The organism is Phenylobacterium sp., assembly GCF_030693625.1.
In the GTDB taxonomy this organism is placed as follows: Bacteria; Pseudomonadota; Alphaproteobacteria; order Caulobacterales; family Caulobacteraceae; genus Phenylobacterium; species Phenylobacterium ferrooxidans.
In genome coordinates, this window is the sequence record NZ_JAUYAF010000004.1 from 20,468 (window position 1) to 43,377 (window position 22,910).

At 69.2% G+C, this 22,910-nt stretch carries 18 protein-coding genes; 10 read left to right on the forward strand and 8 right to left on the reverse strand.

From position 1 onward, the window contains the following. Nucleotides 1–28 precede the first annotated feature (28 nt). Nucleotides 29–1,150, forward strand: a complete 1,122-nt coding sequence (locus Q8N10_RS00595) for an AI-2E family transporter (RefSeq protein WP_304780237.1) — start codon at nucleotides 29–31, stop codon at nucleotides 1,148–1,150. A 201-nt stretch (nucleotides 1,151–1,351) separates the two neighbouring features. Continuing rightward, complete coding sequence (locus tag Q8N10_RS00600) at nucleotides 1,352–6,193, forward strand: NAD-glutamate dehydrogenase (protein WP_304780240.1); 4,842 nt, start codon at nucleotides 1,352–1,354, stop codon at nucleotides 6,191–6,193. Here the strand turns inward: Q8N10_RS00600 and Q8N10_RS00605 are convergent. The 4 genes from Q8N10_RS00605 to Q8N10_RS00620 all read right to left on the reverse strand — a co-directional run bounded on the left by Q8N10_RS00605 (nucleotide 6,190) and on the right by Q8N10_RS00620 (nucleotide 11,618). Then, nucleotides 6,190–7,497 (reverse strand): Hsp70 family protein, encoded by a 1,308-nt coding sequence (locus tag Q8N10_RS00605; RefSeq protein ID WP_304780243.1) that lies wholly within the window; start codon nucleotides 7,495–7,497, stop codon nucleotides 6,190–6,192. The two genes, Q8N10_RS00600 and Q8N10_RS00605, sit on opposite strands and share 4 nt — an antisense overlap. 149 nt (nucleotides 7,498–7,646) lie before the next feature. Further along, a complete protein-coding gene (locus Q8N10_RS00610; protein ID WP_304780246.1) occupies nucleotides 7,647–9,935 on the reverse strand; it encodes an NADP-dependent malic enzyme in 2,289 nt (762 codons plus the stop codon). 120 nt (nucleotides 9,936–10,055) lie between these two features. Continuing rightward, nucleotides 10,056–10,700, reverse strand: coding sequence for a glutathione S-transferase family protein (locus Q8N10_RS00615; protein WP_304780248.1), 645 nt, complete (start codon nucleotides 10,698–10,700; stop codon nucleotides 10,056–10,058). A gap of 303 nt (nucleotides 10,701–11,003) precedes the next feature. Next, nucleotides 11,004–11,618, reverse strand: a complete 615-nt coding sequence (locus Q8N10_RS00620) for a TetR/AcrR family transcriptional regulator (protein ID WP_304780251.1) — start codon at nucleotides 11,616–11,618, stop codon at nucleotides 11,004–11,006. A 206-nt stretch (nucleotides 11,619–11,824) separates the two neighbouring features. Between Q8N10_RS00620 and Q8N10_RS00625 the strand changes: the two genes are divergently transcribed. The 3 genes from Q8N10_RS00625 to Q8N10_RS00635 all read left to right on the forward strand — a co-directional run bounded on the left by Q8N10_RS00625 (nucleotide 11,825) and on the right by Q8N10_RS00635 (nucleotide 14,882). After that, a complete protein-coding gene (locus tag Q8N10_RS00625; RefSeq protein ID WP_304780254.1) occupies nucleotides 11,825–12,445 on the forward strand; it encodes a glutathione binding-like protein in 621 nt (206 codons plus the stop codon). 188 nt (nucleotides 12,446–12,633) lie between these two features. Continuing rightward, nucleotides 12,634–13,401, forward strand: a complete 768-nt coding sequence (gene dapB / locus Q8N10_RS00630; RefSeq protein ID WP_304780753.1) for a 4-hydroxy-tetrahydrodipicolinate reductase — start codon at nucleotides 12,634–12,636, stop codon at nucleotides 13,399–13,401. A gap of 35 nt (nucleotides 13,402–13,436) precedes the next feature. Then, complete coding sequence (locus tag Q8N10_RS00635; protein ID WP_304780256.1) at nucleotides 13,437–14,882, forward strand: amidase family protein; 1,446 nt, start codon at nucleotides 13,437–13,439, stop codon at nucleotides 14,880–14,882. Here the strand turns inward: Q8N10_RS00635 and dut are convergent. Together dut and coaBC are read right to left on the reverse strand one after the other, a co-directional pair. Next, nucleotides 14,879–15,394 carry a dUTP diphosphatase gene (gene dut / locus Q8N10_RS00640; protein ID WP_370690220.1) on the reverse strand — a complete coding sequence of 172 codons (516 nt, stop codon included), beginning with the start codon at nucleotides 15,392–15,394 and terminating at the stop codon, nucleotides 14,879–14,881. The two genes, Q8N10_RS00635 and dut, sit on opposite strands and share 4 nt — an antisense overlap. Further along, nucleotides 15,325–16,518 carry a bifunctional phosphopantothenoylcysteine decarboxylase/phosphopantothenate--cysteine ligase CoaBC gene (gene coaBC, locus Q8N10_RS00645; RefSeq protein WP_304780262.1) on the reverse strand — a complete coding sequence of 398 codons (1,194 nt, stop codon included), beginning with the start codon at nucleotides 16,516–16,518 and terminating at the stop codon, nucleotides 15,325–15,327. The genes dut and coaBC overlap by 70 nt, the downstream gene beginning before the upstream one ends. Before the next feature lie 120 nt (nucleotides 16,519–16,638). Between coaBC and Q8N10_RS00650 the strand changes: the two genes are divergently transcribed. Together Q8N10_RS00650 and Q8N10_RS00655 are read left to right on the forward strand one after the other, a co-directional pair. Further along, the gene (locus tag Q8N10_RS00650) at nucleotides 16,639–17,181 is read left to right on the forward strand and encodes a hypothetical protein (protein WP_304780264.1); all 543 of its coding nucleotides are present in this window, start codon (nucleotides 16,639–16,641) and stop codon (nucleotides 17,179–17,181) included. Next, nucleotides 17,174–17,671: a cupin domain-containing protein gene (locus Q8N10_RS00655; protein WP_304780267.1), complete on the forward strand. Its 498-nt coding sequence runs from the start codon at nucleotides 17,174–17,176 to the stop codon at nucleotides 17,669–17,671. Before Q8N10_RS00650 ends, Q8N10_RS00655 begins: the two co-directional genes overlap by 8 nt. A 103-nt stretch (nucleotides 17,672–17,774) precedes the next feature. Here the strand turns inward: Q8N10_RS00655 and ubiB are convergent, their stop codons facing one another. Together ubiB and Q8N10_RS00665 are read right to left on the reverse strand one after the other, a co-directional pair. Next, entirely contained in the window at nucleotides 17,775–19,280 is a 1,506-nt protein-coding gene (gene ubiB, locus Q8N10_RS00660; protein ID WP_304780271.1) for a 2-polyprenylphenol 6-hydroxylase, read from the reverse strand. Nucleotides 19,281–19,283: 3 nt separating this feature from the next. Continuing rightward, the gene (locus tag Q8N10_RS00665) at nucleotides 19,284–20,042 is read right to left on the reverse strand and encodes a class I SAM-dependent methyltransferase (protein WP_304780274.1); all 759 of its coding nucleotides are present in this window, start codon (nucleotides 20,040–20,042) and stop codon (nucleotides 19,284–19,286) included. A gap of 89 nt (nucleotides 20,043–20,131) precedes the next feature. Here Q8N10_RS00665 and mutM point away from each other — a divergent pair, with 89 nt between their 5' ends. From mutM to Q8N10_RS00680, 3 genes are all read left to right on the forward strand, one after another. Continuing rightward, entirely contained in the window at nucleotides 20,132–20,995 is an 864-nt protein-coding gene (mutM, locus tag Q8N10_RS00670; RefSeq protein ID WP_304780277.1) for a bifunctional DNA-formamidopyrimidine glycosylase/DNA-(apurinic or apyrimidinic site) lyase, read from the forward strand. 147 nt (nucleotides 20,996–21,142) lie between these two features. Next, entirely contained in the window at nucleotides 21,143–22,003 is an 861-nt protein-coding gene (locus tag Q8N10_RS00675) for a TraB/GumN family protein (protein WP_304780281.1), read from the forward strand. A 30-nt stretch (nucleotides 22,004–22,033) separates the two neighbouring features. Next, nucleotides 22,034–22,810, forward strand: a complete 777-nt coding sequence (locus Q8N10_RS00680) for an enoyl-CoA hydratase (RefSeq protein WP_304780283.1) — start codon at nucleotides 22,034–22,036, stop codon at nucleotides 22,808–22,810. Nucleotides 22,811–22,910 lie beyond the last annotated feature (100 nt).

Here is a 22,910-nt window from a genome sequence, read left to right on the forward strand (position 1 = left end):
GCCCGCGACCCCGAGGACAGTCGGCCCCATGCCCGCCGCCGAACCGACCACCAACGTCTCCCGCACCTGTCTCGTCATCCTGGCGGTGATCGCCAGCGGCGCCACCATCTACTGGCTGGCCGACATCCTCACCCCCCCGGCCATGGCCATGTTCCTGGCCATCGTCATCGACGGGTTCGCTCGGGTGCTGAAACGCCGGCTCCCCTGGATGCCGACCCGCGCCGCCATGCCTCTGGCGGTGACGGTCTCGATCCTGCTGTTCGGCACCGCCCTGTTCGTCATCGCCGACAACGGGGCCAGCTTCGCCACCCAGCTTGTGACCTATGTGCCCAAGCTCAACACGCTGATCGCCCAGGTGGCCACAGTGGCCGGGATCGACGCGGCGCCCACTATCGACCAGCTTTTCCGCCGGCTCGACCCCAGCAAGTACCTCGGCGACGTGGCCCGGGGCGTCCAGGGCTTCGCCTCCAACGCCCTCTTCATCCTGATCTATCTGGGCTTCATCATCGCCTCGCGGCACGCCTTCGAGCGCAAGATGGTGGGCATGTCCGACAACCGGGCCCGACGCCACGAGGCCCTGGAGGCCTTCCAGCGCATCCGTGACGGGGTGGAGCAGTACCTCTGGGTCCAGACCGTCACCGGCCTGATGATCGCCGGCGGGTCCTGGCTGGTGATGGCGGTGATCGGCCTCGACAACGCGGTGTTCTGGGCCTTCCTGATCTTCATCGCTTCCTACATCCCGATCATCGGCGGGGCGGTGGGCATTCTCGCGCCACCCCTCTTCGCCCTGATCCAGTTCGAGCCCTATTGGCCCGCCATCGTCCTGTTGGGGGTGCTGCAGCTCATCCAGTTCGTGGTCGGCAACGTGGTGCTGCCGCGCATGCAGGGCGACAGCCTGAACATCGACCCGGTGGTGGTCCTCCTCAGCCTGGCCTTCTGGGGCGCGATCTGGGGCGTGGCCGGCATGTTCCTGTCCACGCCTCTGACGGTGATGGCCATGGTGATCCTGGCCCAGTTCGACGGAACCCGCTGGGTCGCCGTGCTGTTGTCGGCCGATGGGGAGCCCGGAAAACTGCGAGACCGAAAGCAGGGCCTCGCGCCTGACGAAACGCCGAAACCGAAACGCGGCCGCAGCGTCACGCAAGCGTGAGGCGGGCCGCAAGACCGGGGTCTTAAACTTGGCCATTCAATGCCTATCTGAGTGTGGCTCGGGCAAGACCCGACACCTCGACGCCCGCTTTCTCAGCCCCCGGGCGCCACGAGGACCGAGTGTTCCGCCACCCCCCCCAGGCGGAACAAGGCGCCGCCGGACACTCTCCTCCGGCGGCGTTCTCGTGTCCGGAGCCCGCCGATGACCCGTCGCTCGAAGTCCGCCAACGCCCTCACCAAGGCGTTCCTGGCCCTGACGCCGGAAAACGGCGCCAGCAGAGCCTTCATCGACCAGGCCGCCGCCGACGCGGCCCCGGACGAACTGCCCGAGCTGCCGATCGAGGAGCTGGCCGCCGCGCTGGCCGATTTCTGGGCCTTCGCCGAGACCCGCAGAAGCAAGGCGCCGACGATGCGTCTGGTGCACGGGGAGGCGGGCCTCGACCGACTCGAGATCGTGCAGGACGACACCCCCTTCCTGGTGGACAGCGTCATGGGCGAGATCGCCGACCAGGGCCTGTCGGTGCGGGCCATGTTCCATCCCGTGGTCAGCGTCGCGCGCGACCGCAAGGGCGCAAGGAGCGAGACGGGCCCCTTGCGCCGGGAATCCATGATCCAGGTCGTGCTGGAGACCGTGGGCGAGGACCGCGAGGCCGCCCTGATCGCCGGCCTGAAGACCACCCTGGCCGACGTTCGGGTCGCGGTCGGCGACTTCCCCGCCATGCTGGCCCTGATGGCGCGCGCCATCTCCGAACTGGAGGCGGCGCCCAGGAGCGAGGTGCGCGACGAGGATGTCGCCTTCCTGTCCTGGCTGCACAACGAGCACTTCGTCTATCTCGGCGCCCGAGTCTACGAGTACCCACGCCTGAAGAACGGCGACTACGCGCCCGAGGAACCCCTTTATCAGCCGGAAGACGGACTGGGCGTGCTGCGCGATCCCGAGCGCACCGTCCTGCGCCGCTCGTCGGAGCCCGCGGTCCTCACCTCCCAGATCCGCTCGCGGATGACCGATCCGCCGGTGACGGTGGCCAAGTCGAATGTTCGCTCCCGGGTCCATCGGCGCGGGTACATGGACTATGTGGGGGTCAAGCGGTACGGAGCCGACGGCAAGCCCTGCGGCGAGGTCCGTTTCGTCGGCCTGTTCACCTCCGAGGCTTATGACGAACCGGCCCACGACGTGCCGCTGCTGCGCGCCAAGGTGGCTCACATTCTCGCCAAGGCGGGCGCCGCCCCGGGCGGCCACAACGAAAAGCGCCTGCGCAACATCGTCGAGAACCACCCCCGCGACGAGCTCTTCCAGGCCAGCGAGGCTGACCTGCTGGCGACCTCCCTGGCCGTCCTGCACCTCTATGACCGACCGCGCGTGCGGGTGTTCGAACGCCGCGACCCCTATGACCGCTTCGCCTCGATCCTGCTGTACGTGCCCCGGGAGCGCTACGATTCAGAGCTGAGGACCAAGGCTGGCGAGATGCTGGCCCGCGCCTATGGCGGCCGTGTCTCGGCCTACTATCCCCACTTCTCCGACGCGCCCCTGGCCCGGGTCCACTTCATCATCGGCTTCACCCCAGGCGCCCATCTGGAGCCCGATCTGAAGGCGGTCGAAAGCCAGATCGCCGCGGCCAGCCGCACCTGGGAGGACCGCTTCGACGCCGCGGTCCGGGCCAGCGGCCGCGCGACGGCCGAGGTCACCGATATCCTCACCCGCTACGCCCAGGCCTATCCTGCCGGCTACCGCGACCGCTATGACGCTGCCGAGGCCCTGGCCGACCTGGCGGTGATCGACAGCCTGGAGGCCGACGAGCCGGTCCGTGTCCGCGCCTACCGGCGGGCCTCCGACGGCAAGACCCAGTTCCGGTTCAAACTCTACCGCCCCGGAGCGCCGGCTCCGCTCGCCGACGTCCTGCCGATCCTCGAGAACATGGGCCTGAAGGCCATGGTGGAGACCGGCTATCCCGTCACCCGCGCCGGCGCCCCGCCCGTCTGGGTCCACGACTTCGAGCTGAACGACGAGCGCGGCGAACACCTGGTCTTCTCCGAGGTGAAGGCCGCCTTTGAATACGCCTTCGTCGCCGTCTGGAGCGGCAAGACCGAGAACGACGGCTTCAATCGGCTCGTGCTGGAACTCTCCATCACCTGGCGCGACGCCGCCCTGATCCGCGCCCTGGCCCGTCACCGCCAGCAGTCGGGGCTCGATCCCAGCCAGCGGGTTCAGGAAGAGGCGCTGTCCAACCACCCCGGCGTCGCCCGCCTCATCCTGGATCTCTTCCGCACCAAGTTCCATCCGGCCATCAAGGCGGGGCTCGAGGCCCGCCAGACGCAGGCGGACGCGGTGATGGCCGAGATCATCGAGGCCCTCCAGCTCGTCGAAAGCCTGGACGACGACCGGGTGCTGCGGCGCCTGGCCCTGCTGGTGGGGGCCATCAAGCGGACCAACTACTACCAGCCCAATGCCGACGGCTCGTCCAAGCCCTACATCAGTTTCAAGGTGGCGTCGGGCGAGCTGGCCGACCTCCCCCTGCCCAAGCCGTTCCGCGAGATCTTCGTCTGGGCGACCCATGTCGAGGGCGTCCACCTCCGCTTCGGTCCGGTGGCCCGAGGGGGGTTGCGCTGGAGCGACCGGCGCGATGACTTCCGCACCGAGGTCCTGGCGCTGGCCAAGGCGCAGAACACCAAGAACGCCGTCATCGTCCCCGTCGGCTCCAAGGGCGGCTTCTATCCCAAGCAGCTTCCCAAGGGCGGGACGGCCGACGCCGTGCGCGCCGAGGGCATCCGGGCCTATACGACCTTCCTGCAGGGCCTGCTGGACATCACCGACAACCTGACCCCGGACGGCAAGGTCATCCACCCTGAGTACGTCGTGGTTCACGACGCCGACGATCCCTATCTGGTGGTCGCCGCCGACAAGGGCACCGCGACCTTTTCCGACATCGCCAACGGCATCGCCGAGTCCTACGGCTTCTGGCTGGGGGACGCCTTCGCCTCCGGCGGGTCGGCGGGCTACGACCACAAGGTGATGGGCATCACCGCGCGGGGCGCCTGGGAGGCGGTGAAGCGCCACTTCCGCGAACTGGGCAAGGACATCCAGACCGAGCCCTTCACCGTCGTGGGCGTTGGCGACATGTCGGGCGACGTGTTCGGCAACGGCATGCTGTTGTCCCCCGCCACCCGGCTGCTGGCGGCCTTCGACCACCGCCACGTCTTCCTCGATCCCGATCCGGACCCGGCGACAAGCTACGCCGAGCGGGCCCGTCTGTTCGAGCTGCCGCGGTCCTCCTGGGAGGACTACGACCGCCAACTGATCTCCAAGGGTGGCGGGGTCTTCCCCCGCAGCCTGAAGTCCATCCCGCTCTCCGCCGAGGTCCGGGCGATGCTCGAGATCGACGCCGACAGCGCCACGCCGGCTGAACTGCTCTCGGCCATCCTCAGGGCGCCGGCCGAACTGCTCTATCTCGGCGGCATCGGCACCTATGTGAAGGCCCGCACCGAGGGCCACCTGGAGGTGGGGGACAAGACCAACGACGCCCTGCGGGTCAATGGCGCCGACCTGCGGGTCAAGGTCGTCGGCGAGGGCGCGAACCTGGGCTTCACCCAGGCTGGCCGTATCGAGTTCGCCCTCAAGGGCGGCAGGATCAACACCGACGCCATCGACAACTCCGCCGGGGTCGACAGCTCCGACCATGAGGTCAACATCAAGATCGCGACGGGGATTCTTGAACGAACAGGCGTTCTGACCCGACCCAAGCGCGACAAGCTGCTGAAGTCGATGACCGATGACGTGGCCGCTCACGTCCTGGCCCACAACTACGACCAGACCCTGGCCCTGTCCCTGATGGACCTGGACGCTCCCGGCGAGCTGGAACCCCACGCCCGCTTCATGTTGTCCCTGGAGTTCGCCGGCCGCCTGGACCGCACGGTGGAGGGCCTGCCCGACGCCGCGGTCCTCGCCGCCCGCGCTGAGTCCGGCCTGGGCATGACGCGGCCCGAGGAAGCCGTCCTGCTGGCCTATGGCAAGCTGGAGCTGTCCCATGACATCGTCGCCTCCCGCGCCCCCGACGACCCGCACTTCGAGGCGGTGCTGGAGGGCTATTTCCCCAAGGCGCTGCGCAAGTACGACGACGCCCTGCGCAAGCACCGCCTGCGCCGCGAGATCATCGCCACCGTGGTGGCCAACGATGTGATCAACCGCTGCGGACCGAGCCTGCCGTCGCGGCTGATGGCGGCGGCCTCCTGCGACCTGCGCGCCTTCGTCGCGGGCTACGAGGCCGCCAAGGCGGTGCTGGGCCTACCCGCCGTGTGGGACGCGGTGGCCGCCCTCGATCCCGAGATCCCGGGCCAGACCCCGGCCGCGGGCCAGATGGCCCTGTTCCGCCGCCTGGCCTTCACCCTGCGCGGCGAGACCTTCTGGCTGGCGCGCCGGGCCGGGCGCACGGGCGCCAGCGTGGGGGACCTGATCAAACGCTATGGCCCCGGCACCGCGACCCTGCGCAAGCTCGGCCCCCAGGTGCTGTCGGAGGTCGAGCAGACCCGCACCGCAGCCCAGATCGCCAAGCTGGTGGAGGCCGGAGCGCCCGAGGCCCTGGCGGCCCAGGTGGCTAACCTGCAGCCCCTCACCACCGCGGTGGATCTGGTGGACCTGGCTGAGGCCTCGTCCTGGGCTCTGCCCAATGTGGCGCGCCTCTATCACCAGACCGGGGCGGTCTTCGCCTTCGACCGCCTGCGTGCCGCGGCGGGCGGTTTCACGGCCGGCGACGCCTTCGAGCGCACCGCCGTGCGCCGCCTGCTGGAGGACCTGCTGGCCGAGCAGGCGGTTCTGACCCGCTCGATCATGACCTTCGCCGCCAGTCCCCAGGCCGGAGAGACCCCGGAAGCCGCCCGCAAGGCCATCGCGTCCTGGACCGCCCTGCGCCGTGACGCCGCCGAAGCCGCGGCCAAGTCCATCGCCGAGATCGAGGCGGCCGGCGGCGGCTGGACCTTCGCCAAGCTCACCATCGCCAACGCCGCCCTGCGCGAACTGGCGGCGAGCGCGACGACGGAGAGGAAGGCCTAGGCCGAAAGCTCCGCCCGGCGGCACCAGCGGTCCAGGTCCCGTTCCCGGCCCATGAGCGCCAGGCCCGAGGCGATGGATTCCAGTTCGCTGCCGCTCTCGATCCGCGACGGGTCAAACCGGCGATGGAAGATGGCGCGCACCGCCGGCACCAGGGACGAGCCGCCGGTGAGGAAGATGCGGTCGATCTGCCCCGGTTGCAGCCCCGCCTCGGCCAGGGCCTCGTCGACGGCGGTCTCGATCAGGCCAAGCTCCGGCGCGATCCACGCCTCGAACTCCCCGCGGGGCACGTCGCGAACGATCTCGATGCTGCCCGCCTCAAAGCGGAACTGGGCGCTGGTGTCCCGCGACAGGGCCTCCTTCAGCCGGCTCACCGAGCGGTACAGCAGGTAGCCGTAGTTCTCATCCAGGGTCTCCACCAGCCGGGCGATCTTGTCGGGTTCGACCGCCTCGCGCACCAGCTTGCGGATCTCGCGCATGTCGCGGCTGGCCCGCATCAGGGCCAGCTGGTCCCAGCGGGCGAAGGTGGAATAGTAGCGGTTGGGGATCGGCAGGGTCTTCCCGAAGGAGGTGTAGCTGCTCCCCTTGCCCAGCTCCGGCGACACCAGATGGTCGATGATCCTGTAGTCGAAGGCGTCCCCCGCCACACCGACCCCCGACCGCCCCAGCGGCGTCGAGGTGATCTCGCCGTCCTGGCGGGAGAAGCGAATGATCGAGAAGTCGCTGGTGCCGCCGCCGAAGTCGCCCACCAGCACCGTGGCGTCCTCCTTCAGCTCGCGGGCGAAGAAGAAGGCGGCCCCGACGGGCTCGTAGGCGTAGAGGATCTCCTTGAACCCCAGCCGCGCGAAGGCCGTCTCGTAGCGCCGCAGGGCCAGCTCCGGATTGGGCGCGCCGCCGGCGAAGGTCACCGGCCGGCCGACGATCACCCGGTCGGGCAATTCCGCGAGCCCCGCCCCCGCGTGGTCGCGCATCTTCAGCAGGAAGGCCGAGAGCAGGTCCTCGAACTGGTAGCGCCGCCCGAGAATCTGGGTCTCGGTGAAGCTCTCCGAGGCGGCGAAGCTCTTGAAGGACTGGATGAAGCGGGTCTCCAGCGGGTCCTCGACATAGGCCTCGATGGCCCAGGGGCCCGCCTCCACCGTGCGGTCGTTGGGCCGGTCGGGGGGCGCGTGGAAGCTGATCGCCGAGCGGAAGGCGAAGAGCTCCCCCTCCGGCGCGGGGAAGGTGACGAGGGTCGCGGGCCCGGCGTCGCCGGCCAGGGCCACAACCGTATTGGTGGTGCCGAAATCGATGCCGATCGTACCGGCCATGGCGCGCGCTCCGTCTTTGCTTTGTCGCGTGACGGGCGCCTGAACCGGCATCCACTTCGGGCTGTCACGCTTCGGCGGGTGAGAGACGACGGATCGCCACCCACCCAACGGCGCGCGACCCGCTTAGTTCGTGAGGCCGGCCCGACGCATCAGGTTTGAGCCTCCACCAGGTCCTGCTCATAGGCCGCCACGGTGGCCATCTGCAGGATGCGGCTGACCGAGGCCGAGAGCGGGCAAATCTGCACCGACTTCGACAGCCCCAGCAGCAGGGGGCCAATGACGGTCGCCCCGCCCACGGCCTGAACCAGCTGGGTGGAGATGGCCGCCGAGTGGATGGCCGGCATGATCAGCACATTGGCCGGACCGGTCAGGCGCATGAACGGGTAGTTGACTCGCTTCTCGGGATCCAGCGCCAGCTCCGGCGGCATCTCGCCCTCATACTCGAAGTCCACGTCCATCTCGTCGAGCATGGCCACCGCCTCGCGCACCTTTTCGCTGCGCTGGCCCATGGGGTTGCCGAAGGTGGAATAGGACATGAAGGCCACGCGCGGGGTGTAGCCCAGCACGCTCACCGTGCGGGCCGCCTGCAGGGCGATCTCCACCAGCTCGTCGGCCTCCGGCATCTCGGTGACGTTGGTGTCGGCGATGAACAGGGTGTGGCCCTTGGCCAGCACCACGCTCATGCCCATCACCCGGCCGTCGGGGGCCGGGTCGATGACCTGCAGCACCTCCTCCAGCACCTGGTCGTAGGAGCGGGTCACCCCGGTCACCATGCCGTCGGCGTGGCCCAGCGCCACCATGGCGGCGGCGAAGGAGTTGCGGTCCTGGTTGATCAGCCGCTGGACATCACGCTTCAGGAAGCCCTGCCGCGCCAGCCGGCCGTAGAGATACTCGACATATTCGGGATTGCGGTGCGACAACCGGGCGTTGATGATCTCCAGTCCGCTGTCCTTGGGATCCAGGCCGGCGGCGACCATGTTCTCCAGCACCAGGTCCTCACGTCCCACCAGCACCGCCTGGCCGAGGCCGGCGCTCTGGAAGGCGTAGGCGGCGCGGATCACGCTGGGCTCCTCGCCCTCGGCGAAGACGATGGTCTTCTTCGGCGCCGTTTGCACCGTGCCCTGCAGCTTCTGCAGGAAGGCCGCGGTGGGGTCGAGGCGCTGGGCCAGCGAGGCCCGGTAGGCGTCCATGTCCTCGATGGGCCTGCGGGCCACGCCGGAGTCCATCGCCGCCTGGGCCACGAAGGGCGGGATGTACCAGATCAGCCGCGGATCGAAGGGCGAGGGGATGATGTATTGCGGGCCGAACTTGAGCTGCTGGCCGTGATAGGCCGCGGCCACCTCGTCGGGCACATCCTCACGGGCCAGCTGCGCCAGGGCGTTGGCGCAGGCGATCTTCATCTCCAGGTTCACCCGGCGGGCGCGCACGTCCAGCGCCCCGCGGAAGATGTAGGGGAAGCCCAGCACATTGTTGACCTGGTTGGGATAATCGCTGCGGCCGGTGCCGACGATGGCGTCGGGACGCACGGCGTGCACCTCCTCGGGCAGGATCTCGGGGTCGGGGTTGGCCATGGCGAAGATCAGCGGATTGGGCGCCATCTTCATGATCATGTCCTGGGTCAGGACTCCCTTGGCCGACAGGCCCAGGAAGACGTCGGCGCCCACCAGGGCCTCGGCCAGGGTCCGGGCGTCGGTGTCCACCGCGTGGGCCGACTTCCACTGGTTCATGCCCGCGGTCCGGCCCCGATAGATCACCCCGGTGTTGTCGACGGCGATGCAGTTGTCATGGCGCACCCCCATGGCCTTCATCAGGTCCAGGCTGGCGATCCCCGCCGCCCCGGCCCCGCAGAGCACCACCTTGACGTCCTTCAGCTCGCGGCCAGTGATGTGGCAGGCGTTGATCAGGCCCGCGCAGGAGATGATCGCTGTGCCGTGCTGGTCGTCGTGGAAGACCGGGATATCCAGCAATTCCTGCAGCTCGGTCTCGATGCGGAAGCACTCGGGGCTCTTGATGTCCTCGAGATTGATGCCGCCGAAGGTGACCCCGATGTTCTTGACCACCGTGATGACCTCATCCGGATCGGTGGCCGAGACCTCGATGTCGATGGAGTCGACATCGGCGAAGCGCTTGAAGAGCACGCTCTTGCCCTCCATCACCGGCTTGGCGGCCAGGGCGCCAAGATTGCCGAGGCCCAGGATCGCCGTGCCGTTGGAGATCACCGCCACCAGGTTGCCCTTCGACGTGTAGTCGTAGGCCAGCTCCGGGTTCTCGGCGATGGCCAGGACCGGCACCGCCACGCCTGGCGAATAGGCCAGGCTTAGGTCGCGCTGCGTCGCCATCGGCTTGGTGGGCACAATGGCGATCTTGCCGGGCGTCGGGTCCCGGTGGAAGCTGAGGGCTTCCTCATCGGTGAAGGTACGTTTTTCGGCGTCGCTCATAGGGGCGGCGTGTCCTTGGGCGCTGAGGTCTCGGGAACGGAAGGGCACCAACCTACAGAGGCCGGCGCCCTGAAACAACCTGCCGCGGGCCAATGCTTCGCCCGACAGGGTCGCGGCCGATCAGCCCGCGCGGCGGGCCGCCAGCGCGGCCTGCATCTCGGCCAGCACCTTGGCGGCGCCCGGCTCCTGCTGCACGCGGCTCCAATAGGCGGCGACCTTGGTGTGCTTGGCGAGCAGGTCGCCCTTGCGGAACACCATGCCGAACACACCCACGAACATCAGCATGGGGACCAGGGCGCAGTCGGCGGTGGTGAGGCTGTCGCCCACCGCGTAGGTGTCTTCGGTCATGAAGACGTTGAGATGCTCCAGGCCGCTCTCCAGCTTGACGAAGGCGTCGTCGACCACCGCGGCGTCTCGGGTCGCGGGGTTCATCTGCCCAAACAGCGCGCCGCCCGAGGCCATGACATAAAGTTCCGCCACCCGGGCGATCAGCCGGCCGCGGGCGATGTCAGCCGGCTTGGCGGGGCGCAGCTTAGCCTCCGGATAGGCGTCGGCCAGGTATTCGACGATGGTGTCGCTCTCCGGGATCACCGTCCCGTCATCCAGCACCAGGGCCGGCAGCTTGCCCATGGGATTGATCGCCAGATACTCGGCGCTCTTGAGGTCCGCCGGATGGGCCAGGATCTCCACGGGCAGGTTCTTGGCGTAGATCGCAACCCGCGGGCGCGCGGCGAAGGGCGAGAGTTCGGCGGAGTAGAGCTTCATGACGTGTTCCTCGGCGCCTCTTCGAAGCGGGCGCGCTGCGGGGGTGTTCATAGTCAGGCGTGGCGAGCTAGGCCAGTGCGCCACCAACTCCGCTCAATCCCGGCGAAGGCCGGGACCCAGATACATCCCGGACCATCGATCGGATCCCGTTCGTGTGGTTCCTGTGGTTTGTGGACAATCTGATGGGCCTCACAGGCCGCGCGGCCTGCAGAATTGGGACGACGAACCACACGAACCACACGAAAATTATCGCAGCGTCGGTCCTTGATGCGTCCTGGCCTTCGCCGGAAGGCGCGGATGGGGCTACCGTCCTGCGCGCCCGCAGATCAGGTCCACCACCGAGGCCCCCATGGCCCGCAGGGTCGCCAGGTCGCCGCCGGCCCGGGCGCGGACGGCCATGCCGTTCAGGACCCCGGTCGCCACCCGCGCCATGCCGGCCGCGTCGCTGGAGCCGGGAAGGTTCCCCACCTCCATGGCGCGGCGGATGCGGCCCTCGAAGGCCGCGTCGATCTCGGCCAGGGCGGCGGCGAGGACGGCGCGGACGTCAGGATCATCCACCGCCTCGGTCACCGCCGTTCCAACGAGAAAGCAGCCGCGGGGCCCGGCCTCGCCGCGCATATAGATGGCCGCCGTCGCCTCATACACCCGGGTCAGCGCTGTGCGCAGGTGGTCCTCGGGAGCAAAGGCGGCGGCGAGGCTGACGTTGATCTCGGCCCGGGATTTCTCCAAGGCCTGGATATACATCGCCTTCTTGTCCCCGAAGGCGCCGTAGAGGCTAGGCCGGTTCAGGCCCGTGGCGGCGGAGAGATCATCCAGGGACGTCGCCGCATATCCCGTATTCCAGAAGGCGGCGCGGGCCTGGTCCAGGGCCACGGCGGGATCGTAGGTGCGCGGACGGCCGCGGGGGCGGGGCTCCATCTGTACCACTTCGAATCAAATTCCTGAGGCGATTAATTTACTACCGTTAAGGACTTTAATGCCCGGCGCCAGCGGGTATTTCGGCCACGCGACGGGTGAGGAAATCGCCCGCCGCGCGAACTCGTTTCTGTACCATTTCGCACGAAACTATTGACGCGTATTATTTTGTATCGGACGGTACGTAACTCAACCGACCGGAGGCCGTCATGGACCTGTACTTCTCGCCCCTCGCCTGCTCGCTCGCCTCGCGCATCACCATCTATGAGGCGGGCGCGGAGAGCGCCGTCGCCCTCCAGCGGGTCGACACCAAGACCCAGACGACCGCCGACGGCGCCGATTACCGCGCCATAAATCCCAAGGGGATGGTTCCGGCGCTGCGGACACCCAGCGGGGACGTTCTCACCGAGAACGCCGCCATCCTGCCCTTCATCGCCGACCAGTTTCCGGGCGCGAACCTCGCCCCGGCCAGCGGCATCGAGCGCTCGCGCCTCGCCCAGTGGCTCAGCTTCATCGGCTCGGAGCTGCACAAGACGGTGTTCACCCCCCTGCTCAGCCCCAAGGCCAATGACGGCGCCAAGACCTATGCCCGTGAGGCCGCGCCCGGCCGCCTGGCCTATCTCGACGCCCACCTGGCCGGCCGCGACTACCTGCTGGACCGCTTCAGCGTCGCCGACGCCTACCTGACGGCCGTCCTCAACTGGGGCCCGTTCGTCGGCGTCGACCTGGCGACCTGGCCCAATGTCGCCGCCTACTATGCTCGCGTCACCGCAAGGCCCCACGTGGCCCGCGCGATGCAGGAGGAGATGGGGCTGTTCAAGGCGGCGTAGGCTTTCCACCACGTCATCCCGGCCGCAGCGAAGCGGAGAGCCGGGGACCCAGGGGCCACGCTCCCCGCCCCTGGGTCCCGGATCGGCCTGCCGGCCGTCCGGGATGACGGGAAGTGTTCTTGACCCAACCCTCACCCACGCGGGACAAGCGATGTACGCACTTCCGTAGATCGCCCGGAGAGACCCCGCTGACCGCTCCCATCCGCATCGCCATCGCCGGCGCGCTCGGCCGCATGGGACAGGCGATCGCCGCCGTGGTGGAGGGCCGCGACGATGTCGTCCTGGCCGCCCGCTTCGACCGGCCAGACGTCACGGCGCAGGGCCTGGTCAGCCGCGACGAGGCCCTGGCCGCCTGTGACGTGGTGATCGATTTCACCACGCCCGCCGCCTCCGTGGCCCTGGCCCAACACTGCGCCCAGCGCGGCGGCCCGGCCCTGGTGATCGGGGCGACGGGCATCTCCGATGAGGACGGCGCCCTCATCGACGCCTGCGCCGCCGCGATCCCCATCGTGCGGGCACGCAACTTCTCCCTGGGGGTCAACATGCTGATGAGCCTGGTGACCCAGGCCGCCAAGGCTCTGGCCGCCAGCGACTACGACATCGAAGTCTTCGAGGCCCACCATAGGCGCAAGGTCGACTCACCCTCGGGCACCGCCCTGATGCTGGGAGAGGCCGCCGCCGAAGGCCGGGGCGTGAACCTGAACGACGTGGCCGACCGGGGCCGCGACGGCATCCATGGCCCACGCAAGACCGGCGACATCGGTTTCTCCGTCCTGCGCGGCGGCGACATCATCGGCGAGCACTCGGTGATCTTCGCGGCCGAGGACGAGATTCTGACCCTGAGCCACTCGGCCCGCGACCGCGGCCTGTTCGCCCGCGGCGCCGTCCAGGCCGCCCTGTGGGTCGGGAGCCAGCCCAAGGGCGCCTACAACATGCAGGACGTCCTCAAGGGCTGAAACGAAGAGTTTTTTACCGGTAAGGGACGACGCGCATGGCTGAAGACATCCTCCTCCAGGACGCCACGAGCCAGCTCGGCGCCCTGCAGAGCAAGCGCATCTCCTCCGAGGAGTTGCTGAAGCTGGCGCTCGGCCGCCATGAAAAGCTGCACAAACGCCTGGGCGCCGTGGTCAACGCTGACCTCGCCCACGCCCTCGAGCGCGCGCGCTCCATCGATGACACCCGGGTGAAGGACGGCGCCCTTGGCCCCCTGGCCGGCCTCCCCATGACCCTGAAAGACACCCTGGACGTTCAGGGCATGCCGGCGTCGGCGGGCCTGGACCGCTTTCGCCATCGGATCTGCGAGGACGCTGACGCGGTCTCCGGGGCGCGGCGGGCCGGGGCGGTGATCTGGGGCAAGACCAATGTGCCGGTCATGGCCGGGGACTGGCAGAGCTACAACGACCTCTACGGCGCCACCAGCAACCCCTGGGACCTCGAGCGCACCAGCGGCGGTTCGTCGGGCGGAGCCGCCGCGGCCCTCGCCGCCGGCATCACCCCCCTGGAGATCGGCTCCGACATCGGCGGCTCGCTGCGGGTGCCGGCCAGCTTCTGCGGCGTCTTCTCCCACAAGCCCACCTGGGGCCTGGTCTCGCAGATCGGCCACGTCCCGCCCCATCCGGGCGCCCACGCCGAGCGCGACCTCAACGTCATCGGCCCGATGGCCCGCTCGGTCCGCGACCTGCGCCTACTGCTGTCCCTGATCGCAAACGGCCCGGTGGCCGCCCGAGCCCCGGCGGCCGATCTCACCAAGACCCGGATCGGGGTCTGGATCGAGGCGGACGACTTCCCCCTGGACGGTGAAGTCCGCACCGTTCTGGAGGCCTTCGTCACCCAGCTCGCCGAGGCCGGGGCCGAGATCGAGATCATCTCCAGCCCGGTCCCCACCGACCAGCTGATGGGCGCCTACCAGGTGCTGTTGGGCTCGATCATCGGGTCGGACATGCCCGAGGCCCAGCGCAAGCAGATGGCCGCCATGCGCGGCGTCTCCAAGCTGGCCGTCACCCTGGGCGCCGACGAGCGCTCGGCCCTCGCCCAGGTGCGGGCCTATACCGCCACCCACGCCGAGTGGCTGGAGGCTGACGAGGTCCGCTGCCGCCTGCGCAACGGGCTCAAGACCGTGTTCTCCAAGTACGACGTGATCCTGGCCCCGGTCAGCCCGGTGCCCGCCTTCCCGCACAACCATAAGCCCTTCAACGGCCGCAGGCTGTCGCTCTCGGACGGCCGGACCATTCCCTATGGTGCCATGTTGAACTGGATCGGCCTGGCGACCGCCTGCTACCTGCCGGTCACCACCGTCCCCGCGGGCCACACGCCTTCGGGCCTTCCGGTCGGCGCCCAGCTGATCGGCCCCCAGGGCGGCGACGCCAAGACCCTGGCCGTGGCGCAAGCCATCGACGAGAACATCCGCGGCTTTGTGGCTCCGGCGATGGATTTCTAAGTTGCGCCCGTCGACCCGAATCCGCCCGTCCCGCGCGCCGTCTCGTCGAGGTCGCTGACCTCGGCCACGGAGGCCTGAATCACCGGCGCGATGACCATCTGGGCGATGCGGTCGCCGCGGCGAACGGTGAAATCTTCTGCGCCGAGGTTGATCAGAATGACCTTCACCTCGCCGCGATAGTCGGAGTCCACGGTGCCGGGCGTGTTCAGGCAGGTGATCCCCGACTTCAGCGCCAGGCCCGAGCGCGGCCGCACCTGGCCCTCGAAGCCACGGGGGATCGCCATGGCCAATCCGGTCGGCACGGCGTGGCGGTCGCCGGGGCAGATCACCAGCGGTTCGTCCTTCGGCACCGCCGCCCGCAGGTCCATGCCGGCGGAGTCTGCGGTCTCATAGGCCGGCAGGGGCAGTTCCAAATTATGCGCCAGGCGCTTGATGGGCAGGTTCAAGACAGCTCCTGTGCCATGCGCGCCGCCAGCTTGCGGGCGACGTCGGACTTCGCGGTCCGCTCCCATCGCTCGATTCCCTGGGGCGTGACGATGGAAACCGCATTGTCGTCGCCCCCCATGGTGCCGGCGATGCTGACGTCATTGGCGACGATCCAGTCGCAGCCCTTTTTCGCCAGCTTGGCCTGGGCGTAGGCCTCGACATTGTCAGTCTCGGCGGCGAAGCCCACCACCAGCTTGGGGCGGGGGAACCCGTTGGCCAGCGTCGCCAGGATGTCGGGGTTCTCCACCAGCTTCAGGGCGGGGGGACCCTCAGAGCCCTTCTTCATCTTGGAGCCGGCCTCGACCTCAGGGCGCCAATCGGAGACCGCCGCCACGCAGACGGCGATATCGGCGGGCAGGGCGGCCTCGCAGGCGGCCAGCATCTCGCGGGCCGTCTCCACGTCCACGCGCCGGACCCCCAGAGGGGTGGGCACGGCCACGGGCCCGGCCACCAGGGTGACGTCGCACCCCAGTTCGGCCAGGGCGGCGGCGATGGCGAAGCCCTGCTTGCCGCTGGAGCGGTTGGTGAGCACCCGGACCGGATCGATGGGCTCGGCGGTGGGGCCGGCCGTGACGATGGCGCGCTTGCCGGCCAGGGGCTTGGCGGCGGGGCCCTCCAGGGCCTTCATGATGGCGGCGAAGATCTCCGGCGGCTCAGCCAGGCGGCCTGGCCCGAACTCGCCGCAGGCCATGGCCCCCTCGTCGGGTCCGACAAAGGCGACGCCATCAGCGGCCAGGGTCGCCCGGTTCCGCTGGGTGGCTGGGTGGTTCCACATGCGCACGTTCATGGCCGGGGCCATCAGCACCCGCTTGTCGGTGGCCAGCAGGGTGGTGGAGGCCAGGTCGTTCGCCAGGCCGCCCGCCGCCTTGGCCATCAGGTCGGCGGTGGCCGGCGCCACCACCACCAGGTCGGCGGAGCGGGAGAGCTGGATGTGCCCCATCTCCGACTCGTCATCCAGCGAGAAGAGCTCGGAATAGACGCGATCTTCGCACAGGGCCGACAGGCTCAGCGGGGTGACGAACTGGGCGCCGGCGGCCGTCAGGATCGGCCGGACCGCGACGCCCGCCTTGCGCAGCAGCCGCACCAGTTCCAGGGACTTGTAGGCCGCGATCCCGCCGCCCACGATTAGGAGAATTCGCTTTTCCGACAAGGCTTCGCGCCCCCCAGGTGATGGTCCCCGGTCATAGGCCAAACAGACCGACTGGACAAATCCGGGAAGTTGTTCTTAATTTGTTCCAAGCTTCACTTGGCCGTGCAGGGAGAGAACACGATGGCTGGGTTCAAACTTTGGCTCAGCGCGGGCGCCGCGCTGGTTTTGCTGGCCGCCTGCGAGCGACCCTCGGCGGTGGCGAGCAAGGCCTCCGACTCCTCGGCGCCGGCGGCCTCCGCCTCTGACAATGGGCGCGACGCGAGCACGAACGTCCGCGCCGAGCGTCGCGACGAGGCCGTGCCCCAGGTGGACGGCAAGCCCATGTGGTCGGCCAGCCGCCAGGGCACCGCCCAGGAGAACGCCGCCAAGAGCTTCGAGCGCAACGGCGAGGACTTCGGCGCGAGAGACCTCGACGCCTTCGTGAAGAAGGCCCACGCCTTCGTCGACCATCCGCCAGCCGGAACCCAAACCCTGAAGCGGTCGAACGGGGACACCCTGTTCTACGACCCCAAGGGCAATGTCTTCGCCGTGGCCAACAAGGACGGCGCCCCGCGCACCATGTTCAAGCCCGACGAGGGCGCGGCCTATTGGGATGAACAGAAGGCCCGCGAGGCCCGGCGCGAGACCGCCCGCTCCGAACGGCGCAATAGCGACGATGGATAGGCGCATCGTCCGCACCCGCGACCTGGACTGGTCGTCCCGGCCATCTGGCCGCCATCCGTTCAATCCGGCCTCGGAAATGAAATTGGTTCCGCTGGGGGACCAGACCGGCATGAAGCGGGTGCTCACCAACCTCATCCGCCTGCCGCCGGGCAAGGAGAGCTTCATCGCCCACAGCCACGCCGTGGAGGAGGAGTTCATCTTCGTCCTGGAGGGCGAAGGCGAGATGATCCTCGACGGGGTGGCCCACGCGGTGGGCCCCGGCGACTTCGTGGGCTTCCCCACCGATGGGGTGGTGCACGGCTTCCGCAATACGGGGCCTGGCGACCTGCTCTACCTTACGGCGGGGGAACGGGCGCGGGTGGAGGTGGCCGAGATGCCCAGCATCGGCAAGACCGCGCTCTTCCGCCCCGGACGCATCACCATGTTCGGAGAGGGCGGTGTCGAGGAGCTGACTCCCGCGGAATGGGAAGCCAGATCCCGGCTGCCCTAGAGCATTTTCCGATAAGTGTGAAACGGTTATCGGATCGAAAAATGCTCTAACTTTTTGAATTAGAGCCCTTTTTACTGACTGCTTAATCAGATCGGAAAGGGCTCTAGCGCAGCCAGACCGCCAGCAGGAAGACCGCCGCCGCGGTCACCGCGCCAAAGGCGAACCAGCGGGCCGGGTGGGCTTCCTCGACCTCCACCACCGCCACGGCGGGCTGCGGCGGGTTTTCCAGCAGGCGCGCCAGGTTGCGCAGGGCCGATAGCCCCTCCTCGGCGAACCGCTTGGCCTTGGCTGCCGGGGACAGCTCCCGCAGCATCCAGCGCCGCACCACCGGATCGGCGGCGGCCCAGATGTCGTGCTCGGGGCAGATCCGGCGGGCGACCCCCTCTACGGTCATCATGGTCTTCTGCAGCAGCACCAGCTCGGGCCGCAGCTTCATGTCGAACAGCGCGGTGATCTCGAAGAGCTGGATCAACACCCGGCTCATGGAAATCTCATTGGCCGGTCGGCCGAACACCTGCTCGCCCACCGCCCGCAGGGCCTGGGCGAAGGCCGCCGGGCTGTGGGCGGCCGGGACGTAGCCGGCCTCGAAGTGGACCTGGGCGACCCGGTCGTAGTCCTTCTCCAGGAAGCCCCAGAGGATCTCGGCCAGGTAGCGCCGCTCCGGGGCCCCCAGCCTTCCAATGATCCCGAAGTCGACGGCGGTGACCTTGTCCGGCGCGGCGACGAACAGGTTCCCCTCGTGCAGGTCGGCGTGAAACACCCCGTGGTCCAGGGCCTGGGCCAGGAAGGCGCGGATCAGGTTGTCGGCCAGGGCCTGGCGGTCGAGGCCGGGCAGGGTCAGGGCCGCCTCGTCGGAAAGTGCTACGCCCGGCGCCCATTCCTGGGTGAGGACGCGCTTGCCGACCCCCTCCCAGACGATCCTCGGGGTCGACATGTAGCCGTCGCGGGCCATGACGCCCGCCAGCTCATCGGCGCCGGCGGCCTCGAGGCGCAGATCCAGCTCCAGCTCGGTGGCGCGGACGACGGTCGCGGCCAGCGCCCGGGGCTCCAGCCGCCGGGCGGCCGGGCTCCAGCGCTCCACCAGCCGGCCGGCGAGCGCCATGACCTCAGCGTCCTGGGCGACGCGCAGGGCGATGCCGGGACGCAGCACCTTCACGGCGACCTTGCGGCCATCCAGCAGGGTGGCCGGATGGGCCTGGGCCAGGGAGGCGGCGGCCACCGGCGGTTCGAAGCTGGCATAGAGGCTGTCGAGCCGCCGACCCAGGGTCAGCTCCACCTCGCGGCGGGCCTGGTCGGTGGGGAAGGGATCGAGCTTGTCCTTCAGCCGGGCGAGGTCGAGGGCGAAGGTCTCGCCGAAGATGTCGGCCCTCGTGGAGAGAAGTTGACCCAGTTTGATGGCCACCGGGCCCAGCCGTTCCAGGGATCTGGCGAGCCGTTCGCCGGGGCGGCCGATACGGGAGGACGGTCCGGCGGCGATGCGCGACAAATTTGCGAGGAATTTCAAGCCCGGCGGATAGAGAGCGTCCAGTTCACGCGGCAGGAGCGCATCGTTGCGCGCCAGCAGGAGACCGGCCGACATTAGCCGACAAGTGGCCGTCAGGGTCCCCACCGATCAGACAGCCCAACCATGGTGCAGGGCCGCGACCCCGCCGGTGAAGTTGGTGTAGCCGGCCCGGCTGAAGCCCGCCCGGGTGATCAGGTCCACGAAGCTTTTCTGGTCGGGGAAGCGGCGGATGCTCTCCACCAGGTACTGGTAGGAAGCGCGGTCCTTAGCGACCAGCTCGCCGATGGCCGGGATCACCTTGAAGGAGTAGGCGTCGTAGGCGCGGCGCAGGGCCTCGGTGGCCGGCTGCGAGAACTCCAGGCACAGGAACCGGCCGCCCGGCTTCAACACCCTGCGCGCCTCGCGCAGGGCCGCAGAGATGTCGGTGACATTGCGGATGCCGAAGGAGATGACATAGGCGTTGGCGCTGGCGTCGCGCAGCGGCAGGCGCTGGGCGTCGCCGACGCTCCAGGTGATCTCCGGCTCTCCGCCCCGTTCGCGGCCGGCGGCGATCATCTCGGCGTTGTAGTCGATGATGTGGATGGCCGCGTCGTCCCCGCCCCGGCGCAGCTGGGCGGCCCGCGCCATCTTGGCGAAGCGCCGGGCCATGTCGCCGGTGCCCCCGGCGCAGTCGATGATCACCTCGCCCGGCTGCGGGTTCAGGCGCGCGGCGGTGGCGTCCTTCCAGAGCCGGTGCACGCCGGCGCTCATCAGGTCGTTCATCAGGTCGTAGCGGCCGGCGACCTTGTCGAAGACCCCGCGCACCAGGCGCGGCTTCTCGGCGGGGTCCACGTCGCGGAAACCGAAGGTGGCGGCAGGTCCTGTCATGGTCCTGGGTCTTAGACCGCAAGGCCGGCCCGCGCCAGCCTCGCGGCCACCGCCTTGAGCGCGCGCCCGACCCATGCCACTTCACGGTCATGCCTGAACTTCCCGAGGTCGAGACCGTCCGCCGCGGACTGGCGCCCGTGCTGGAGGGCCAGAGGCTCTCCCGCGTGGAGGCCCGCCGCGCCGACCTGCGCTTCCCGTTCCCCGAGGGCTTCGTCCAGCGCCTGACCGGGGCGACGATCCAGCGCCTGGAGCGCCGGGCGAAATATCTGATGGGGGAGCTGGATCGCGGCGAGACCCTGGTGATGCACCTGGGGATGAGCGGCCGCTTCGAGATCGCCCGGCCCGAGGGGACGATCCGCCCCGGCGAGTTCGTCTACGCCCAGGACCCCGACCCCAAGCACGCCCACGTGGTGTTCGACACCGAGGCTGGCGGCCGGGTGACCTATTACGACCCCCGCCGCTTCGGCTACATGGCGCTCATTGAGACCGCCAAGCTGGAAGAGCACCCCTGGTTCGCGGGTCTCGGCCCCGAACCGCTGTCGCCCGCCTTCAACGCCCAGGGACTGAAGGCCGCCTTCGCCGGTCGCAAGCAGGGCCCAAAGACCCTACTGCTGGACCAGCGGGTGGTGGCGGGCCTGGGAAATATATATGTGTGCGAGGCGCTGAACCGGGCGCGGATCTCGCCCTTCAAGCCCGCAGGCACGATCGCGGCGAAGAAACTGCCGGCCCTGGTCACCATCATCGGCGAGGTTCTGGAGGAGGCGATCGAGGCCGGCGGCTCCACCCTGCGGGACTATGCCTCGGCCGACGGGGCCCTGGGCTATTTCCAGCACCGCTTCCGCGCCTATGGCCGCGAGGGCCAGCCCTGCCTGAATGACGGCTGCACCGGCGTCATCGCCCGACAGGTCCAGGCGGGACGCTCGACCTTCTTCTGCCCCGTTTGCCAGAAATAGCGCGCTTTTCCCGTCATCCCGGACGCCGCTAGGCGATCCGGGACCCAGGGGCGGTGCGCGCCGCCCCTGGGTCCCGGATCTCCGCTGCGCTTCGGCCGGGATGACGTGATGGTGGCGCCGGCTCCTCCTCCCCCCTAGATTCCCCACATGTTCAAGCTTGGCCTGCTCGCCCTGACGGCGTTCCTGTTCGCCGGCCCCGCCCTGGCCAAGCCGCCGGTCTGGGTGGTGCGCGACGCCGATTCCGAGGTTCTGATCTTCGGCTCAGTGCACGTCCTGCCGCCGGGCCTGGACTGGCGCCCCCCCAGGCTGGACCAGGCGCTCACCCAGGCCGAGGACCTGTGGTTTGAGCTGCCCATGGGCCAGGCCACCGAGACCGAGATCGCCGGGCTGGCGGCGTCCAAGGGGGTCCTGCCCAACAACCAGACCCTCAGCGCCCTGCTCTCGCCGACCGGCGCCCAGGCCCTGGTCAGGGCCAGCCAGAAGTACGGCCTCGCCCCAGGCTTCCTGGACCGGCTGGAGCCCTGGTTCGCCGAGGTGGCCCTGGCCGGGGCTGAGTTCCGCGCCGCTGGCGCCAGTACGGACTCCGGCGTGGAGAAGTCGGTGAACGCCACCGCGCCGGCGAGCGCCCAGCGGATGGCCTTCGAGACCGCCGCCCAGCAGATCGCCCTGTTCGACGAGGCGCCGGTTCCGGCCCAGCTGGCCTCCCTGGAGGACAGCCTGGCGCAGATGGACCGCGATCCGGACGCCTATGACCGGCTGGTGGCCGCCTGGATGGCCGCCGACACCGCCGCCCTGGAGAAGGACGCCCTGGCCCCGCTGAAGACGGCCTCGCCGGCGCTCTATGCGCGTCTGGTAAGTGACCGGAACGCCGCCTGGACCCGGGTCCTGGATCAGAGGCTGAAGGGCAAGGGCCGCACGGTGGTGGTGGTGGGCGTCGGCCACCTGCTGACCGCCGATGGCGTCCCGGCCCGGCTGCGGGCGCTTGGCTATTTCGTCGAGGGGCCGTAATCGGGTCTCCACCCTTATGAGGAGCCGGCCATGGCCTATGAAACCCTGATCGTCGAGACCACGGATGCGGTCACCCTGATCCGGCTGAACCGGCCCGAGGCGCTGAATGCGCTCAACAGCCAGCTCCTGTCGGAGTTGACCGCCGCCCTGGACGCCGCCGAGGCCGACGACGGCGTCCGCTGCCTGGTGCTCACCGGCTCGGACCGCGCCTTCGCCGCCGGCGCCGACATCAAGGAGATGGCCGACAAGACCTATGCCCAGATGTTCGCGGCTGACTTCTTCGGCGCCTTCGCGCGGCGGATGGAGCAGTTCCGCAAGCCGGTGATCGCCGCGGTGGCGGGATACGCCTTGGGCGGCGGCTGCGAACTGGCCATGCTGTGCGACTTCATCATCGCCGCCGAGACCGCCAAGTTCGGCCAGCCGGAGATCAATCTCGGCGTCGCGCCCGGCATCGGCGGCACCCAGCGCCTGACCCGCTTCGTCGGCAAGTCCAAGGCCATGGACATGATCCTGACCGCCCGGATGATGGACGCCGCCGAGGCCGAGCGCTCGGGCCTGGTGTCCCGCGTCGTGGCCCCCGACAAGTTGATCGAGGAGGCCATGGCGGCCGCCGCCAAGATCGCCGGCCAGTCGCCCCTGGCGGTGATGATGAACAAGGAACTGGTGGAGGCGGCCTATGAGACCACGCTCTCCACCGGTGTGGCCCTGGAGCGGCGCCTGTTCCACTCGCTCTTCGCCTTCGACGACCAGAAGGAGGGCATGGCCGCCTTCGTCGAAAAGCGGAAGCCCACCTTCAAAGGGTCGTAGGCCCACCTTGTTCGGGTGGTTCGTGTGGTTCGTGGACCCTTTGAGGGGCCTGCAGGGCCGCACCGTCATGAGATTTGGAACCACGAACCACACGAACGGC

What these genes read in the sequence shown, in the direction of transcription:
- Q8N10_RS00595 (WP_304780237.1), top strand. Translation starts at nt 29, where the DNA reads ATGCCCGCCGCCGAACCGACCACCAACGTCTCCCGCACCTGTCTCGTC.
- Q8N10_RS00600 (WP_304780240.1), top strand. Translation starts at nt 1,352, where the DNA reads ATGACCCGTCGCTCGAAGTCCGCCAACGCCCTCACCAAGGCGTTCCTG.
- Q8N10_RS00605 (WP_304780243.1), bottom strand. Translation starts at nt 7,497, where the DNA reads ATGGCCGGTACGATCGGCATCGATTTCGGCACCACCAATACGGTTGTG.
- Q8N10_RS00610 (WP_304780246.1), bottom strand. Translation starts at nt 9,935, where the DNA reads ATGAGCGACGCCGAAAAACGTACCTTCACCGATGAGGAAGCCCTCAGC.
- Q8N10_RS00615 (WP_304780248.1), bottom strand. Translation starts at nt 10,700, where the DNA reads ATGAAGCTCTACTCCGCCGAACTCTCGCCCTTCGCCGCGCGCCCGCGG.
- Q8N10_RS00620 (WP_304780251.1), bottom strand. Translation starts at nt 11,618, where the DNA reads ATGGAGCCCCGCCCCCGCGGCCGTCCGCGCACCTACGATCCCGCCGTG.
- Q8N10_RS00625 (WP_304780254.1), top strand. Translation starts at nt 11,825, where the DNA reads ATGGACCTGTACTTCTCGCCCCTCGCCTGCTCGCTCGCCTCGCGCATC.
- Q8N10_RS00635 (WP_304780256.1), top strand. Translation starts at nt 13,437, where the DNA reads ATGGCTGAAGACATCCTCCTCCAGGACGCCACGAGCCAGCTCGGCGCC.
- dut (WP_370690220.1), bottom strand. Translation starts at nt 15,394, where the DNA reads ATGGGAGCGGACCGCGAAGTCCGACGTCGCCCGCAAGCTGGCGGCGCG.
- Q8N10_RS00650 (WP_304780264.1), top strand. Translation starts at nt 16,639, where the DNA reads ATGGCTGGGTTCAAACTTTGGCTCAGCGCGGGCGCCGCGCTGGTTTTG.
- Q8N10_RS00655 (WP_304780267.1), top strand. Translation starts at nt 17,174, where the DNA reads ATGGATAGGCGCATCGTCCGCACCCGCGACCTGGACTGGTCGTCCCGG.
- Q8N10_RS00665 (WP_304780274.1), bottom strand. Translation starts at nt 20,042, where the DNA reads ATGACAGGACCTGCCGCCACCTTCGGTTTCCGCGACGTGGACCCCGCC.
- mutM (WP_304780277.1), top strand. Translation starts at nt 20,132, where the DNA reads ATGCCTGAACTTCCCGAGGTCGAGACCGTCCGCCGCGGACTGGCGCCC.
- Q8N10_RS00675 (WP_304780281.1), top strand. Translation starts at nt 21,143, where the DNA reads ATGTTCAAGCTTGGCCTGCTCGCCCTGACGGCGTTCCTGTTCGCCGGC.
- Q8N10_RS00680 (WP_304780283.1), top strand. Translation starts at nt 22,034, where the DNA reads ATGGCCTATGAAACCCTGATCGTCGAGACCACGGATGCGGTCACCCTG.